Origin of the sequence: Pseudomonas sp. RA_5y_Pfl1_P24, from assembly GCF_963970945.1 — a bacterium.
GTDB classification, from domain to species: Bacteria; Pseudomonadota; Gammaproteobacteria; order Pseudomonadales; family Pseudomonadaceae; genus Aquipseudomonas; species Aquipseudomonas tritici.
In genome coordinates this window covers 331,965-346,299 of the sequence record NZ_CAXAOJ010000002.1, presented here as the reverse complement: position 1 = coordinate 346,299, position 14,335 = coordinate 331,965, and the positions used below count along the sequence as shown (strand labels likewise).

At 60.6% G+C, this 14,335-nt stretch carries 16 protein-coding genes; 5 read left to right on the top strand and 11 right to left on the bottom strand.

Features of this window, described 5'->3' with window-relative positions; all coding sequences use genetic code 11:
• The first annotated feature begins 40 nt into the window (after positions 1 to 40).
• Together AACY30_RS04150 and ppnP are read left to right on the top strand one after the other, a co-directional pair.
• Positions 41 to 583, top strand: coding sequence for an exonuclease domain-containing protein (locus AACY30_RS04150; protein ID WP_339436298.1), 543 nt, complete (start codon positions 41 to 43; stop codon positions 581 to 583).
• Positions 584 to 646: 63 nt separating this feature from the next.
• Complete coding sequence (gene ppnP, locus AACY30_RS04145) at positions 647 to 931, top strand: pyrimidine/purine nucleoside phosphorylase (RefSeq protein WP_339436299.1); 285 nt, start codon at positions 647 to 649, stop codon at positions 929 to 931.
• Positions 932 to 997: 66 nt separating this feature from the next.
• Here the strand turns inward: ppnP and AACY30_RS04140 are convergent, their stop codons facing one another.
• Together AACY30_RS04140 and AACY30_RS04135 are read right to left on the bottom strand one after the other, a co-directional pair.
• On the bottom strand, positions 998 to 1,804 hold the full coding sequence (locus AACY30_RS04140; protein ID WP_339468160.1) for an MOSC domain-containing protein: 807 nt from the start codon (positions 1,802 to 1,804) through the stop codon (positions 998 to 1,000).
• 45 nt (positions 1,805 to 1,849) lie between these two features.
• Positions 1,850 to 2,788, bottom strand: a complete 939-nt coding sequence (locus AACY30_RS04135; protein WP_339468158.1) for a chemotaxis protein CheV — start codon at positions 2,786 to 2,788, stop codon at positions 1,850 to 1,852.
• Between the two features lie 539 nt (positions 2,789 to 3,327).
• Here AACY30_RS04135 and AACY30_RS04130 point away from each other — a divergent pair.
• The 3 genes from AACY30_RS04130 to AACY30_RS04120 all read left to right on the top strand — a co-directional run bounded on the left by AACY30_RS04130 (position 3,328) and on the right by AACY30_RS04120 (position 5,680).
• Entirely contained in the window at positions 3,328 to 3,777 is a 450-nt protein-coding gene (locus AACY30_RS04130; protein WP_339468156.1) for a hypothetical protein, read from the top strand.
• 353 nt (positions 3,778 to 4,130) lie between these two features.
• Positions 4,131 to 5,024 carry a sensor histidine kinase gene (locus AACY30_RS04125; protein WP_339468293.1) on the top strand — a complete coding sequence of 298 codons (894 nt, stop codon included), beginning with the start codon at positions 4,131 to 4,133 and terminating at the stop codon, positions 5,022 to 5,024.
• Entirely contained in the window at positions 5,021 to 5,680 is a 660-nt protein-coding gene (locus AACY30_RS04120; protein ID WP_339416585.1) for a response regulator transcription factor, read from the top strand. Before AACY30_RS04125 ends, AACY30_RS04120 begins: the two co-directional genes overlap by 4 nt.
• On the opposite strand, the gene yegS is transcribed toward AACY30_RS04120, so the two are convergent.
• The 9 genes from yegS to AACY30_RS04075 form a co-directional block, all read right to left on the bottom strand.
• Positions 5,639 to 6,559, bottom strand: coding sequence for a lipid kinase YegS (gene yegS / locus AACY30_RS04115; RefSeq protein WP_339539807.1), 921 nt, complete (start codon positions 6,557 to 6,559; stop codon positions 5,639 to 5,641). The two genes, AACY30_RS04120 and yegS, sit on opposite strands and share 42 nt — an antisense overlap.
• Before the next feature lie 140 nt (positions 6,560 to 6,699).
• Complete coding sequence (locus tag AACY30_RS04110) at positions 6,700 to 7,092, bottom strand: DUF2802 domain-containing protein (protein WP_339468150.1); 393 nt, start codon at positions 7,090 to 7,092, stop codon at positions 6,700 to 6,702.
• On the bottom strand, positions 7,093 to 7,575 hold the full coding sequence (locus AACY30_RS04105) for a chemotaxis protein CheW (RefSeq protein WP_339416588.1): 483 nt from the start codon (positions 7,573 to 7,575) through the stop codon (positions 7,093 to 7,095). It lies immediately after the preceding gene.
• Between the two features lie 80 nt (positions 7,576 to 7,655).
• Entirely contained in the window at positions 7,656 to 8,447 is a 792-nt protein-coding gene (locus AACY30_RS04100; protein ID WP_339436302.1) for a CheW domain-containing protein, read from the bottom strand.
• On the bottom strand, positions 8,447 to 9,235 hold the full coding sequence (locus AACY30_RS04095) for a ParA family protein (RefSeq protein WP_339468148.1): 789 nt from the start codon (positions 9,233 to 9,235) through the stop codon (positions 8,447 to 8,449). Before AACY30_RS04095 ends, AACY30_RS04100 begins: the two co-directional genes overlap by 1 nt.
• Positions 9,236 to 9,286: 51 nt before the next feature.
• Positions 9,287 to 10,174 carry a flagellar motor protein MotD gene (motD, locus tag AACY30_RS04090; protein ID WP_339416591.1) on the bottom strand — a complete coding sequence of 296 codons (888 nt, stop codon included), beginning with the start codon at positions 10,172 to 10,174 and terminating at the stop codon, positions 9,287 to 9,289.
• A 15-nt stretch (positions 10,175 to 10,189) separates the two neighbouring features.
• Entirely contained in the window at positions 10,190 to 10,930 is a 741-nt protein-coding gene (locus tag AACY30_RS04085) for a flagellar motor protein (protein WP_033900785.1), read from the bottom strand.
• The gene (locus tag AACY30_RS04080; RefSeq protein WP_339539805.1) at positions 10,930 to 12,072 is read right to left on the bottom strand and encodes a protein-glutamate methylesterase/protein-glutamine glutaminase; all 1,143 of its coding nucleotides are present in this window, start codon (positions 12,070 to 12,072) and stop codon (positions 10,930 to 10,932) included. Before AACY30_RS04080 ends, AACY30_RS04085 begins: the two co-directional genes overlap by 1 nt.
• 47 nt (positions 12,073 to 12,119) lie before the next feature.
• Entirely contained in the window at positions 12,120 to 14,333 is a 2,214-nt protein-coding gene (locus AACY30_RS04075; RefSeq protein WP_339539802.1) for a chemotaxis protein CheA, read from the bottom strand.
• Between the last annotated feature and the right edge of the window lie 2 nt (positions 14,334 to 14,335).

Here is a 14,335-nt window from a genome sequence, read left to right as displayed (position 1 = left end):
CTATCCCCAACAGAAAAGGAAGAGTACGGGAACCTGCGCGATGCCTCATTGGCTGATTATTGACCTTGAAGCCACAACGGATGAAGGCGGCTGGCCCGTGACGGAGATGGAAGTCATCGAGATCGGCGCGAGCCTGGTCAACCGCCAGGGGCGCGAGCTGGATCATTTCCAGCGCTTTGTACGCCCGCTGCGCCGGCCATTGCTGACGCCATTCTGTCGCCAGCTGACGCACATTACCCAGGCAAACATCGATGGCGCGGCGCCGATCACCGAGGTGTGGCCGCTGTTCGAACGCTGGCTCGGCCAGCATCAGCCGCGACTGGAAGGCTGGGCCAGTTGGGGCGATTACGATCGCAAGCAGCTGGAACTGGAGTGGCAGCGCCATGGCTTGGCCAGCGCGCTCGCCAACACGCCCCATGTAAACCTCAAGCAGCGCTTCGCCAAGGCCCGACGCCTGGACAAGCCTCCGGGCCTCAACGGCGCCCTGCAATTGGCGGGGATGCAGTTCCATGGCCAGCAGCATCGGGCGTTGGAGGATGCGCGCAATACGGCGCGCCTGTTACCGCTGATTCTGCCGGCCTAGGCAGCTCCCCTGCCCTTGGGCATACTGGCCGACCTTTCCAGACCCTTTTCCGAGGAATCGCCCATGTTTAAAGTCAACGAGTACTTCGACGGCACCGTCAAGTCGATCGCTTTCGGCACTGCAGAAGGTCCGGCGACCATCGGCGTAATGGCCCCGGGTGAATACGAGTTCGGTACGGCGCAGCGTGAAATCATGCACGTGGTCTCTGGCGCCCTGACCGTCAAACTGCCTGACGCCAACGGCTGGGAAACCTTTGCTGCCGGCAGCCAGTTCAACGTACCGGCCAACAGCAAGTTCCAGCTCAAGGTCGCCGTGGACACCGCTTATCTGTGCGAATACCGCGGGTAAGGGTTTTCCAAGGCTCAAAAAAATGCCCGTCTCCTGCGAGACGGGCATTTTTTATTAGCGGGTGAATCACTCGAGAAGGGTCACCGGCATTCCAATCTCGAGCCGCCCAATGCCGTCATTGACTAGGTTCTGGCCGAAAATCGCGCCATCCTCAGTCTTGCGATAAGTCTCCAGCGTTGCAAAAGGCTCGCGGTCGGCGCTGCGTTCGCCGGTGTGCGGGTCGATGGTGGTAAGAATGCAGCGCGAGCACGGCTTGACCGCACGGAACTCCACATCGCCAATACGCAGGCGTTTCCAGCCGTCTTCGGCGAAGGCTTCGCTGCCTTCGATCACGAGGTTGGGACGAAAGCGCAGCATTTCCATGGGGCGGCCGATGCGTTGCGAGAGGTCGTCCAGGGAGGCCTGGCTGATCACGAGCAAGGGGTAACCGTCGGCAAACGCGACCTGGTCATCGTCCTTGCCGTAACCGGCCTGGGTGGTACGGGCGCGTTCCAGGGGGATGTGTACCAGTCGCGTCGGTTTGCCGATAAAGTCACTGACCCAGGCAGCCGCCGCGTCGCCTGCGTCCGGCACACGCAGGGTGTCACGCCAGATGGTCACACCACGCAACTCGTCGTCGCTGGCCGGCAGCGCCACGTCCAGCGGCGTGCAGCCAGGCGAACTCAGGGTGAGGCCACCGCGGCTGTTCCACAGCGCCGACAGTTGGCTCATCTTAGCCACGGCGCGCTGTGTGAGGAAACGCCCACTGGCTTCATCCACCAGCATCCAGCGTCGATCCCCGTCCACACCGAGTTTATCCAGGCCGACCTGTTGCAGTATTTCGGCCTTGCCGGACTTCAAAGGGTAACGGTACAACGCGCTGAGACGAAGCATGGGCCTGCATTCCTTGACGAGCAAAGGCCATACTATAACCGCTCACTACACGGCGGGCACTTCGTCCAGCATCAGACGTTGGCGCACCACATCCACCAGCTTGTCAGGCTGGAACTTGGACAGGAAGTTGTCACAGCCGACCTTCTTCACCATCGACTCGTTGAAGCTGCCCGACAACGAGGTGTGCAGCACCACGTAGAGGCTGCGCAGGCGTGGGTCATTGCGGATCTCGGTGGTGAGGCGGTAGCCGTCCATCTCGGGCATTTCGGCGTCGGTGAAGATCATCAACAGCTTGTCGGTCATCACCTGGCCGCTGTCGGCCCAGCCCTTGAGCATGTTCAATGCCTTGAGACCATCGCTGGCGATGTGCATCTTTACGCCCAGTTGGCCGAGGGTGTCGCGCAGTTGCGAGAGGGCCACGTTGGAGTCATCCACCAGCAGCACTTCACGGCCACGGGCGCGTTCCAGCACGGGGTCTTCGAGTTTTTCACGGGAGACCTTGGCGTTGTACGGCACGATCTCAGCCAGGACTTTTTCCACGTCGATGATTTCCACCAACTGGTCGTCGACCTTGCTGATGGCGGTGAGGTAATGCTGGCGCCCGGCGCTGGCTGGCGGCGGCAGGATGGCTTCCCAGTTCATATTGACGATGCGGTCCACGCCGCCCACCAGGAACGCCTGCACCGAACGGTTGTACTCGGTGACAATAATAGTGCTGTTGGGCCCCGGCACAAGCGGGCGCATGCCGATGGCCTGGGACAGGTCGATCACCGGCAGCGTCTGGCCCCGCAGGTTGACCACGCCGCATACGAACGGGTGGCGTTGCGGCATCAACGTCAGCTTGGGCAGTTGCAGGACTTCCTGCACCTTGAACACGTTGATCGCGAACAACTGCCGCCCGGCCAGGCGGAACATAAGGATCTCAAGGCGATTCTCACCCACCAGTTGCGTGCGTTGATCTACCGTGTCGAGAATGCCGGCCATTAAAAGCTCCTGATGCGCTAGGGGATTGTGCAGTTCACATAACGGTTGTTATCGGCGGCGAGCGCCAGACCTTGACCCCTGTAAAATGCCACGTAAATGCATTGATGTCACACTGACATCATGGTTTACTGCTCGGGCTCTACAAGTAGCGGTGCAGCGACGTTGCGCGACATTAAGTTCGACGCAAGGTTCCGCCATGTAAGGGATTCCCCTATGCGCAATCAGGCCCAACCTGATATTCGCAATATCTAATAGCCATTAATGTGACGCCATTCTCAATGCATGAATGGAGTCAGGCTTTTGTTTGCCATCCCAAGCCCTCAGCACGCGGGTCTTTCAGACACTCAGATGTCGGCACTCGAAGGTGTGCAATTGACCCCGTTCATGAGGGCCGCGCACAGCCGTCGCTGTCACTCTAATAAACGCCCTACTAAAATCTCAGAACCAACCTACAGATTTCAGTCATATTTCAGCGCTATTTTTAAGCCATTCACCCGGTGCGACATCTCATCACCCGACCTTATGTTGTGGAGACTTGCATGATGAACGACGGTAGAGAGTGGCAACGTGCACTTCCCGAATTCCTGCACGAGGCGGAAAAGCTGCTGGCCAAATCGGAGGAATGCCTTAGCCACCTGCATTTGATCCGAAACGACAGTGACGCCATCGACTGCATAAAGGTCAGCCTGATCAAGCTCGCCGAGAGCGCCGACCACCTTGCACTGCAGGCGATCAGCGAGTTCTCGCGGCATATCCAGTACCTGATCGCCAATGCCGAGAGCCCCTTGCAGTTGCATGATCAAGCCTTGGACGCCTTGGAAGAGTGCTTGACATTGCTCGCCTGGCAGCTGGAGCTGATTGATGTAAGAACCGGCCAACTGGCATTGGATGAAGCGGAGCAAACGACGCTGATTGCTACCGTAACTCTGCATATTCCACAAAAGGATTTCAGCTTTAAACCTCAGCAGCGAATGCACCACATGTCTTGAGCGGATATCAGGTCGTGTATGAAACTGAAGTTACCTAAAAACGCCGCCCACCCATCAAATGGAATTGAATCCCACCCACGCAATATCAATTAGCCAGTAACGGTAATAACGATACAAATTCACGGAAATAATATAACCCCTCACTTCATAAACTCCGGGAATACCGCCTGGAACATTTGCACGTTTAATAACCCAGCCAGGCGACCAACGGCAATAGTGGTGGTATTATGCCCCGCTCGAAGTGCGCCCACTTCATCATGCTTGAAAACGATTCGATAACGCATTCCAAACAGAGCCCTGTCAGCCGCCATGACCGGTCTTCCCGCAGCGAACCCTCATTGGCTCCATCCGCTATGTACGCCAGCCTCAAGACACTCATCGCAAGGTCCGCGTCACGCAGCAATGCACGCCATTTGATCCTCGCCCTGTGCCTTGGCTCGCTGTTGCTAAGCCTCTGGACCTATACCCGTTCTGCGCCCCTGCCGCTGCTGGTGATTGTGCTCAACCTGGCCATCCTGCTCGTGGTGGGCCTGCAACAGTGGCATTCGCGCAAATCCATCAAGTTCCAGCCCCAGGAACTGGCCGACCGCCTGCTGCAAGTCCAGGAAAACGAACGCCACCGCCTCAGCCGCGAGCTGCATGACGATATCGGCCAACTGCTCACCGCCGCCAAGCTGCAAAGCGAATGGCTCAAGCGCCGCCTGCCGGACAACCTGCAAAGCCAGTGCACGGTGCTGTGCAACACGCTGAATGAAACCCTGGCCAAGGTGCGCGACGTGTCTGCCATTCTCAACCCTCGCCAGCTGGCCAACCTGGGCCTGGAAGCCAGCCTGCGCGCGCACCTGCTCAAGACCCTGGAAAACACCCAGGTGTGCTGGAGCCTGGAATGCCAGCAACGGCTGACCGGTATCCCGGAAGAAATGGCGGTGGCGGCCTTTCGCATCACCCAGGAAGCGGTGACCAACATGCTACGCCACGCCCAGGCGGGTAACCTGCTGGTCCGCATGCAACGCCTGCCCGAGGGCCTCTCGCTGAGTATCTGCGATGACGGCCAGGGTTTTTCGCCGGCCATCAACCCTGCCTTGGAAGGCCAGCGGGGCATGGCCGGCATGTCCGAGCGGGTTGATCAGCTTGGCGGTTCATTGTCCGTCAGCAGCCAGCCAGGCAAAGGGACACGGATCAACGCGCTTTTCCCCTGGGCGCCACGCGCCCTCGATCGGGCCAGTTCCCCTAAGGTTATCGAGTGACCTGCAAATTACTCCTGGTGGATGACCACGCTTTGATCCGGGCCGGCGTACGCGCGCTGGTCCAGGACATTCCCGGCTACACCGTCATCGGCGAAGCCAGCGACGGTGCACAGCTACTTGAGCAGTTCAGCGCCTTGCTACCCGATATCGTATTATTGGACCTGTCGATGAAGCACACCGGCGGCCTGGATGCCCTGCAGCAACTCAGGCGGGCCTACCCCAAGAGCCGCGTGCTGATCCTGTCGATGCACACCGACCCGGAATTGATCATGTGCGCGCTGGAATCCGGCGCCCATGGCTACCTGCTCAAGGACACCACCGCCAACGAGCTGGAACACGCGCTGCTGGCCTTGCGCAACAACGAACGTTACCTGAGCCCGGCGATTGCCCACACGGTGATCAACCAAGCGCTGGTGCGTAGCCAGGGGCCCGCCACGCCCGCCGCGCACAGCCATAACCTCACGGCGCGGCAGCTGGAAATCCTGCGCTTGATCGTGCGCGGCAAGTCCACCCGGGAAATCGCCCACGGCTTGGGCTTGAGCATCAAGACCGTGGAAGCGCACCGCTCGCAAATCATGAAACGCCTGCAGATTTTCGACGTGGCCGGCCTGGTGTTATTTGCCGTGCGCGAGCAGATCATCAGCCTGGACGACTAACGGCGAATCCACCGGCAGGTGCACGCGCAAGGCCTTGGGCAAGGCCTCGAAGTGCAGGTCGTCGCCCTTGAGCGGTTCACCGTCAAGGTTGATGTACAGGCCTTCAGCCCGTCTGATTTCAACCCATGGCAGGCGTGCCCGAACAAACATAGTGTCCAAGCCCCAACCATTGTTCATCAGCTCGCGAAGCGTGCCGACCACTTCCTGCGGCGCGGGCAGGATACTGACGTCCAGCTGGCCATCATCCGCCATTGCACCGGGGCATAGCTCATGCCCACCACCCGCCTGGCGACCGTTGCCGATACCCAAAGCGAGCAACTCGCCCTTCCAGTGAAAATCGGGACCATCCAGCTCGGCGTAGGCGGCCTTCAACTCGCTGAAACGCGACAGGCCGGTGAACAGGTAAGCGGCACCGCCGAGCACCTTCTTCAAGTCTTCGGAAGTATTGGCAGTGACCTGGCTGCCAAAACCGCCGGTGGCCATATTGAGGAAAGTTTGCTCGCCCACCTGACCGAGGTCGATGGCCCGGGGCGGCACATCCAGCAGCGCCAGGGCCTGGGCGGGTTCCAGCGGCACACCGGCAGCCTTGGCGAAATCGTTGGCGGTGCCCAAGGGCATCAGCACCAGGCTGGCGTCGGTTTTGGCCTGGGCCATGGCTTCGGCCACATCACGCAAGGTACCGTCACCGCCGCCAGCGATGATACGGGTGTAGCCGTCTGTGAGGGCTTCCTTGACCAGGCGCTGGGCGTCACCGCCCTCCCACGTCACCCGCACCGCGAGCTCGCCGCCCTGCTCGCGCCGGGCCTTCACCGCGTCGCGCACATCCTCGTTGAGGGCTTGCTTGCCGTGGAGGATCAACAGTGCCTTGGGGGTGGTCATGGGTGAGTTACTCCTGGCTTCAAAGGTGCTTGAAGGATGTGGACCTTTGGCGGGGAGAAAAAAGCCATGGAATGGGAAAATAATTGGATGACTGAGTACATATCCGTTTTTTAGGTAACGGATATGTACTCAAAACCCAATCAGCTCTTATGCAGCTTACTCATCAACTGCGCCTCAGCCTGAGTCAACCCACACGACTGCGTCAGCTCATCCACCGTAGCCCCCATCCCCACCAACTTGGCGGCCTGGGCAAACGACAGACTCGATGGATCCCGCTGCTCAATCTGCGAAAGCTTATCCGGCAACGGCGCAAGAATCGCGCGCAGTTCATGCACCTCATTCCCAACCTTCACCGCACTCTGCTGGAAATGATCGACCCGCTTTACCAACTCAAGCACGCGCCGGTCACGCACAGCATCGCGCTCGGCCTGCTGCAATAACAACTCGCGTTGCTGGCGCACATAGCGCAGCAGAAATGCCAACGTCCCGGCCCACAACAGGGCCAGGACAACTACCGCTGCTTCAAGAAACAATCAGATGTTCTCCAGATCCGACCATTCTTCTTCGCTCATCATCTTGTCCAGCTCAACCAGAATCAGCAGCTCGCCGTTCTTGTTGCACACGCCCTGGATGAACTTGGCGGACTCTTCGTTACCCACGTTAGGCGCGGTTTCAACTTCGGATTGGCGCAGGTAGACCACTTCGGCCACGCTATCGACCATGATCCCGACCACTTGCTTGTCGGCCTCAATGATGACGATACGCGTATTGTCGTTGACTTCGGTGGACACCAGGCCGAAACGCTGGCGGGTGTCGATCACCGTCACCACGTTGCCGCGCAGGTTGATGATGCCCAGCACGTAGCTCGGCGCACCCGGTACCGGGGCGATCTCGGTGTAGCGCAGCACTTCCTGCACGCGCATCACGTTAATGCCATAGGACTCGTTGTCCAGTTTGAAGGTAACCCATTGCAGGATCGGATCATCCAAACCTTGTGCGGACGCTGACTTGTTCATACCACTGACCCCTTCAAATGCCGTTTTACACGGCGTGTGTGCTTCGCTGACCGCATTCACATGCGGCCCTTATTGTTCAATCAACTACGTTTAGTTATTGGCATCGACTTGGCGGCGCCACTGGCGATCAACTCGGCCAGTTCGGAAACATCAAGCAACGCGCACATGTGTTCAATCACGGTGCCCGCCAGCCAAGGCCGTTGACCCCGATGGCTGCGCCATTTGATTTCGTTCGGGTCCAGGCGCAACGAGCGGCTGACTTGATGCACGGCCAGCCCCCACTCGTAGCCCTGCACCGAGATCACGTATTGCAAGCCTTGGCGGAAGTCATCACGGTAGCGGTCAGGCATGACCCAGCGCGCGGTATCGAGGACTTTCAAGTTGCCAGCCTGGCTGGGCAGGATGCCGAGGAACCACTCCGGTTGCCCGAACAGTGGCGTCAGTTCCTGGCCTTCCAGTGAATAAATCGAGCCCAGGCACACCAGCGGCACCGCCAGGGTCAACCCGGCGACGTCGAACAGCAGGCATTCAAACGGCTCTGCAGCCCAGCTCGGGCGGCCATCACCGGTCACCGGCGGCGGCGTGATGCTCGGCGGCAGGTGCACGTCCACCACCGGCTCGACCACGACGGGTGCGACCACCACAGGCGCGACCACAACCGACGTAATCGGCACCACGACCTGCGCATCTCGGGCTTGCTCTTCCAGTACCGCCAACTGGAATTCATCCAGCACGGCTAATGGTTCAACAGCCGGCTCCAGCACCAGGATAGGTTCCGGCAGTTCTTCCGCGGTCGCATCCTGCAGCAAGGCATCCAGGTAGGATTCCAGTGCCAGTTGCGGCCGGGTCTTGAGTTTGGTGGGCCGGTTCATCACGCCACCTGCGCCACAAGCTGCTGGGACAGCAGGTGCTTGAGCAATGCGCGGTAGGCAAGTACGCCACGGCTCTTGCCGTCGAACTGCGACGGTGTGAGGCCTGCACGGCTGGCGTCACGCAGGCGCGTGTCCACCGGGATGTAGCCGTTCCAGATGGTATCCGGGTAGGCATCGCGCAATACGCGCAGGGTGCCGAGGGACGCCTGGGTACGGCGGTCGAACAAGGTCGGCACGATGCTGTACGGCAGCGCCTGCTTGCGCGAGCGGTTGATCATCGCCAGGGTGCTGACCATGCGCTCCAGGCCTTTAACCGCCAGGTGTTCGGTCTGCACCGGGATCACCAGTTGTTGGCTGGCTGCCAGGGCGTTGACCATCAACACGCCAAGCAACGGCGGGCTGTCGATGATCGCGTAATCGAAATCCTGCCACAGTTGCGCCAGGGTCTTGGCGATCACCAGGCCCAGTCCGCTCTGCCCCGGCGACTGGCGCTCCAAGGTGGCCAGGGCGGTGCTGGAGGGCAACAAGGAAATGCTTTCGCTGCTGGTAGGCAGCAGCAGTTGGCCCGGCAAATCGGCAGGCACACTGCCTTTGTGCAGGAACAGGTCGTAGTTGCTGTGTTCCAGCGCATCCGGGTCGTAGCCGAAATAGCTGGTCATGGAGCCGTGAGGGTCCAGGTCCACCACGACCACACGCTTGCCCGCCTCAGCGAGCAAACCGGCTAAGGCGATGGAGGTGGTGGTCTTGCCGACTCCACCTTTTTGATTGGCAACTGCCCAGACTCTCATTCGGTTAGTTCCTCCCGGCGGGCACAGGCGCGACCGAGACATTGCATAGGGTTATTGAGCCGGCGACGGAGAATTGACGGCACTCTGACGAACCGGCGGCTTTGCAAGTGCCGGTGCAGTTTGTGTGCCAGCCCGCCTCAACGCGGCATCCGGAGTTGCATTGGCGGTGCCGGTACCGGTCAGGCTGCGGCGCACATCCAGGTTGCGCGACACCACCAGCACCACCCGACGATTGCGTGCGCGGCCTTCTACCGTGGCGTTATTGGCCACCGGCTGGAACTCGCCGTACCCTACCGACGCCAAGCGTCCGGGGTTCACGCCCTGCATCGCGAGCATGCGCACGATGCTCGACGCCCGTGCTGCCGAAAGCTCCCAGTTGGTCGGGTACTGCGCGGTGGCGATCGGAAAATTGTCGGTAAAGCCTTCAACGTGGATCGGATTTTCGAACGGCTTCAGAATCGCCGCTACCTTATCAATGATGGTGAATGCCTGGTCGCTGGGCATCGCATCGGCGCTGGCGAACAGCAGGCTGGAATTAAGCTCGATCTCCACCCACAACTCATTGCCACGCACGGTCATCTGGTTGGAACGGATCAAGTCGCCAAACGCAGCACTGATGTCGTCGGCGATGCTTTTCAGCGGATCGCTGGTGCCACCCACGCCAGCAGCGGTTTCATCGCTGTCGTTGACCAGCGGCTTGGCCGGGGTCACGGTCTTGGGCCGTTCTTCGCCGATCGGGATCGGCTTGAGGGCGCGGTCGGCGTCGTTGAACACGCCAATCAGCGCCTGGGAAATGACTTTGTACTTGCCTTCGTTAATCGACGAGATCGAGTACATCACCACGAAAAACGCGAACAGCAAAGTGATGAAGTCCGCGTAGGACACCAGCCACCGTTCATGGTTGACGTGTTCTTCAGGCTCGCGACGGCGACGGCTCATAATCGATATCTCCCATCAATCCATGAAGCCCTGGAGCTTCAATTCGATGGAGCGCGGGTTCTCGCCCTCGGCAATCGACAGAATGCCTTCGAGCAACATTTCGCGGTAACGCGACTGGCGCATGGCAATCGACTTGAGCTTGCTGGCCACCGGCAACAGCACCAGGTTGGCACTCGCCACGCCGTAGATGGTGGCGACAAATGCCACGGCAATGCCGCTGCCCAGTTGCGATGGATCGGCGAGATTGCCCATCACGTGGATCAAGCCCATCACCGCACCGATGATGCCGATGGTCGGCGCGTAGCCGCCCATGCTTTCATAGACTTTGGCGGCGTTGATGTCACGGCTTTCCTGGGTGTAGAAATCCACTTCCAGGATGCTGCGGATCGCTTCCGGCTCGGCGCCGTCCACCAGCAACTGCAAGCCTTTGCGCGCGTAACTGTCGGGCTCGGCATCGGCCACGCCTTCCAGGCCCAGCAGGCCTTCCTTGCGTGCGGTGAGGCTCCAGTTGACCACGCGGTCGATGCCGCCTGGCAGATCCACGCGAGGTGGGAAAATGATCCATATCAGAATTTGCATGGCGCGCTTGAACGAGCTCATGGGCGACTGCAGCAACGCCGCGCCCACAGTGCCGCCGATCACGATGAGCGCCGCCGGGCCGTTGGCCAGGGCGCCGAGGTGGCCGCCCTCAAGGTAGTTGCCGCCGATGATTGCGACAAACGCCATGATGATGCCGATCAGGCTCAAGACATCCATCAGAGGCAGGCCTCCACCAGATGCTTGCCAATATCGTCCAGGCTGTAAACGGCGTCGGCCAGGTCCGCTTTGACGATGGCCATGGGCATGCCATAGATCACACAGCTGGCTTCGTCCTGCGCCCAGATGGCGCTGCCGCCCTGCTTGAGCAGGCGCGCGCCTTCACGGCCGTCGGCGCCCATGCCGGTGAGCACCACCGCCAGAACTTTGTCGCCGTAGGACTTGGCGGCCGAACCAAAGGTGATATCCACGCACGGCTTGTAGTTCAGGCGCTCATCGCCCGGCAGGATTTTGATCGCACCACGGCCATCCACCATCATCTGCTTGCCACCCGGGGCCAGCAGCGCCAGACCAGGACGCAGGATGTCGCCATCCTCGGCTTCCTTGACGCTGATGCGGCACAACTTGTCCAGGCGCTCGGCAAAGGCCTTGGTGAAGGCGGCAGGCATGTGCTGGATCAACAGGATCGGCGCCGGGAAGTTGGCCGGCAGTTGGGTCAATACGCGTTGAAGGGCAACCGGGCCGCCCGTGGACGTACCGATAGCAACCAGCTTGTAGGCTTTACGCTTGGGTGCAGGCGAATGTGCACTTGGCGCAGACGCACGTGTCGGCACCACGGCAGGCCGTGCAACGGAGGCCGGGGCTGGGGCTGGGGCTGGGGCTGGGCGACTGAATGAGGAACTAGCGGGTGCAGCAGGGGCCACCACCGGTGCAGGCGCTGGCGCGCTGAACAAGCTGCGACGGTTACTGCGCGAAATGCTGTGCACCTTCTCGCACAGCATCTGCTTGACCTTCTCGGGGTTGCGCGAGATGTCTTCGAAATTCTTCGGCAGGAAGTCCACCGCGCCAGCGTCCAACGCGTCGAGGGTCACTCGGGCGCCTTCGTGGGTGAGCGAGGAGAACATCAATACCGGGGTTGGGCAGCGTTGCATGATGTGCCGAACTGCCGTGATGCCATCCATCATCGGCATCTCGTAGTCCATGGTGATCACGTCCGGTTTCAACGCAATGGCTTGATCAATCGCCTCTTTACCGTTGGTGGCCGTGCCAACCACCTGGATCGTTGGATCGGCGGAAAGAATTTCCGAGACGCGGCGACGGAAGAAACCCGAATCGTCCACCACCAGGACCTTGACTGCCATAAACACTCCGTTAGGCGGGGCGGGCTAACCGCCCTGCCCCACCAGAATCAAATACGCCGAGCGGCGTAACGCTTGAGCATGCTCGGAACATCGAGAATCAGCGCGATCCGACCGTCACCGGTGATGGTCGCACCCGACATGCCCGGGGTTCCCTGCAGCATTTTGCCCAAAGGCTTGATGACCACCTCTTCCTGGCCAACCAACTGATCGACGACAAAGCCGATACGCTGGGTGCCCACGGAGAGAATCACCACATGGCCTTCGCGCTGCTCTTCATGGGCAGCCGAAGCGACCAGCCAGCGCTTGAGGTAGAACAGTGGCAACGCCTTATCGCGCACGATCACCACTTCCTGGCCGTCCACCACGTTGGTGCGCGACAGGTCGAGGTGGAAGATCTCGTTGACGTTGACCAGCGGGAAGGCGAAGGCCTGGTTGCCCAGCATCACCATCAGGGTCGGCATGATCGCCAGGGTCAACGGCACCTTGATGACGATCTTCGAGCCCTGGCCCTTGGTCGAGTAGATGTTGATTGAGCCGTTGAGCTGGCTGATCTTGGTCTTCACCACGTCCATGCCCACACCGCGGCCAGACACATCGGAAATCTCGGTCTTGGTCGAGAAGCCCGGGGCAAAGATCAGGTTGTAGCATTCGCTATCGGTCAGGCGGTCGGCGGCGTCCTTGTCCATCACGCCACGCTTGACCGCGATATTGCGCAATATGGCCGGGTCCATGCCTTTGCCGTCATCGGTGATCGACAGCAGGATGTGGTCGCCCTCTTGCTCCGCCGCAAGGATCACCTTGCCGCCACGGGACTTGCCCGAGGCTTCGCGCTCTTCCGGGGTTTCCACGCCGTGGTCGACGGCGTTGCGCACCAAGTGGACCAGCGGGTCGGCCAGGGCCTCGACAAGGTTCTTGTCGAGGTCGGTTTCTTCACCCACCAGCTCCAGGTTGATCTCTTTCTTCAACTGGCGCGCCAAGTCGCGAACCAAACGTGGGAAGCGGCCGAAGACTTTCTTGATCGGCTGCATCCGCGTTTTCATCACGGCGGTTTGCAGGTCGGCAGTCACCACATCCAGGTTCGACACGGCCTTTTGCATGGCTTCATCGCCGCTGCTCAGGCCCAGGCGCACCAGGCGGTTACGCACCAGTACCAGTTCGCCGACCATGTTCATGATGTCGTCCAGGCGCGCGGTATCAACGCGCACGGTGGTTTCGGCTTCACTGGCAGGTTTTTCCGCAACCGGTGCGGCGGCGGCACGCGCTGGCGCCGGCGTTGCGGTCGGTGCTGGAGCAGGCTTGGCCGCTGGTGCTGGCGCAGCGGCTTTGGCAGCCACCGGTGCAGCCGTGGCGACTGCAGCGGCCGGGGCAACTTCGCTGAACTTGCCCTTGCCATGCAATTCGTCGAGCATCGACTCGAATTCGTGATCCGAAATCAGGCCATCAGCGCCGGGGGCGGCGCTGGCAGGTGCGGCGCTGGCAGCCGGTGTTGCAGCCGGCGCACCGACCGCCGGCAAGGCGTCGGCCGCAAAGGTGCCCTTGCCATGCAGTTGGTCCAGCAACGCTTCGAACTCATCGTCCGTGATGTCGGTGCTGGCGGTAGCGGCAGGCGCTTGCGGCGCAGCAGCAGCAGGCGGCACGGCGTCGGCCGCGAACTGGCCTTTGCCATGCAACTGGTCGAGCAGGGATTCGAACTCAGCGTCAGTGATGTCTTCGCTGGTTGGCGCGGCAACAGGCGCAGGCGGTGCTTCTGCCTCGGCCTTCACGGCACTGAGGGAGTTGAGCAACTGCTCGAACTCGCTGTCAGTCACGTCCGGCTCGGCCTCAGCCACTGGCTCGGGCGCCGCTTCTGCTAACGGCGCAGCCGACAGGTCGGCGGGCTCCGCATAACGTGCCAGGGCAGCCAACAGTTCCGGCGTGGCCGCGGTGATCGGGGCACGTTCGCGGACTTCGCTGAACATCCCGTTGACCGCATCCAGTGCTTCGAGAATCACGTCCATCAACTCCGAATCAACGTGACGCTCCCCCTTGCGAAGGATGTCGAACACGTTCTCGGCGATGTGGCAGCACTCCACCAGCTCATGGAGCTGGAGGAAGCCGGCGCCCCCTTTTACAGTGTGAAAACCGCGAAAAATTGCATTGAGCAGGTTCGCATCATCTGGTCGGCTTTCCAGCTCGACCAGCTGTTCGGACAGTTGCTCTAAAATTTCGCCGGCCTCTACAAGGAAATCCTGAAGGATTTCTTCATCGGCGCCGAAGCTCATGT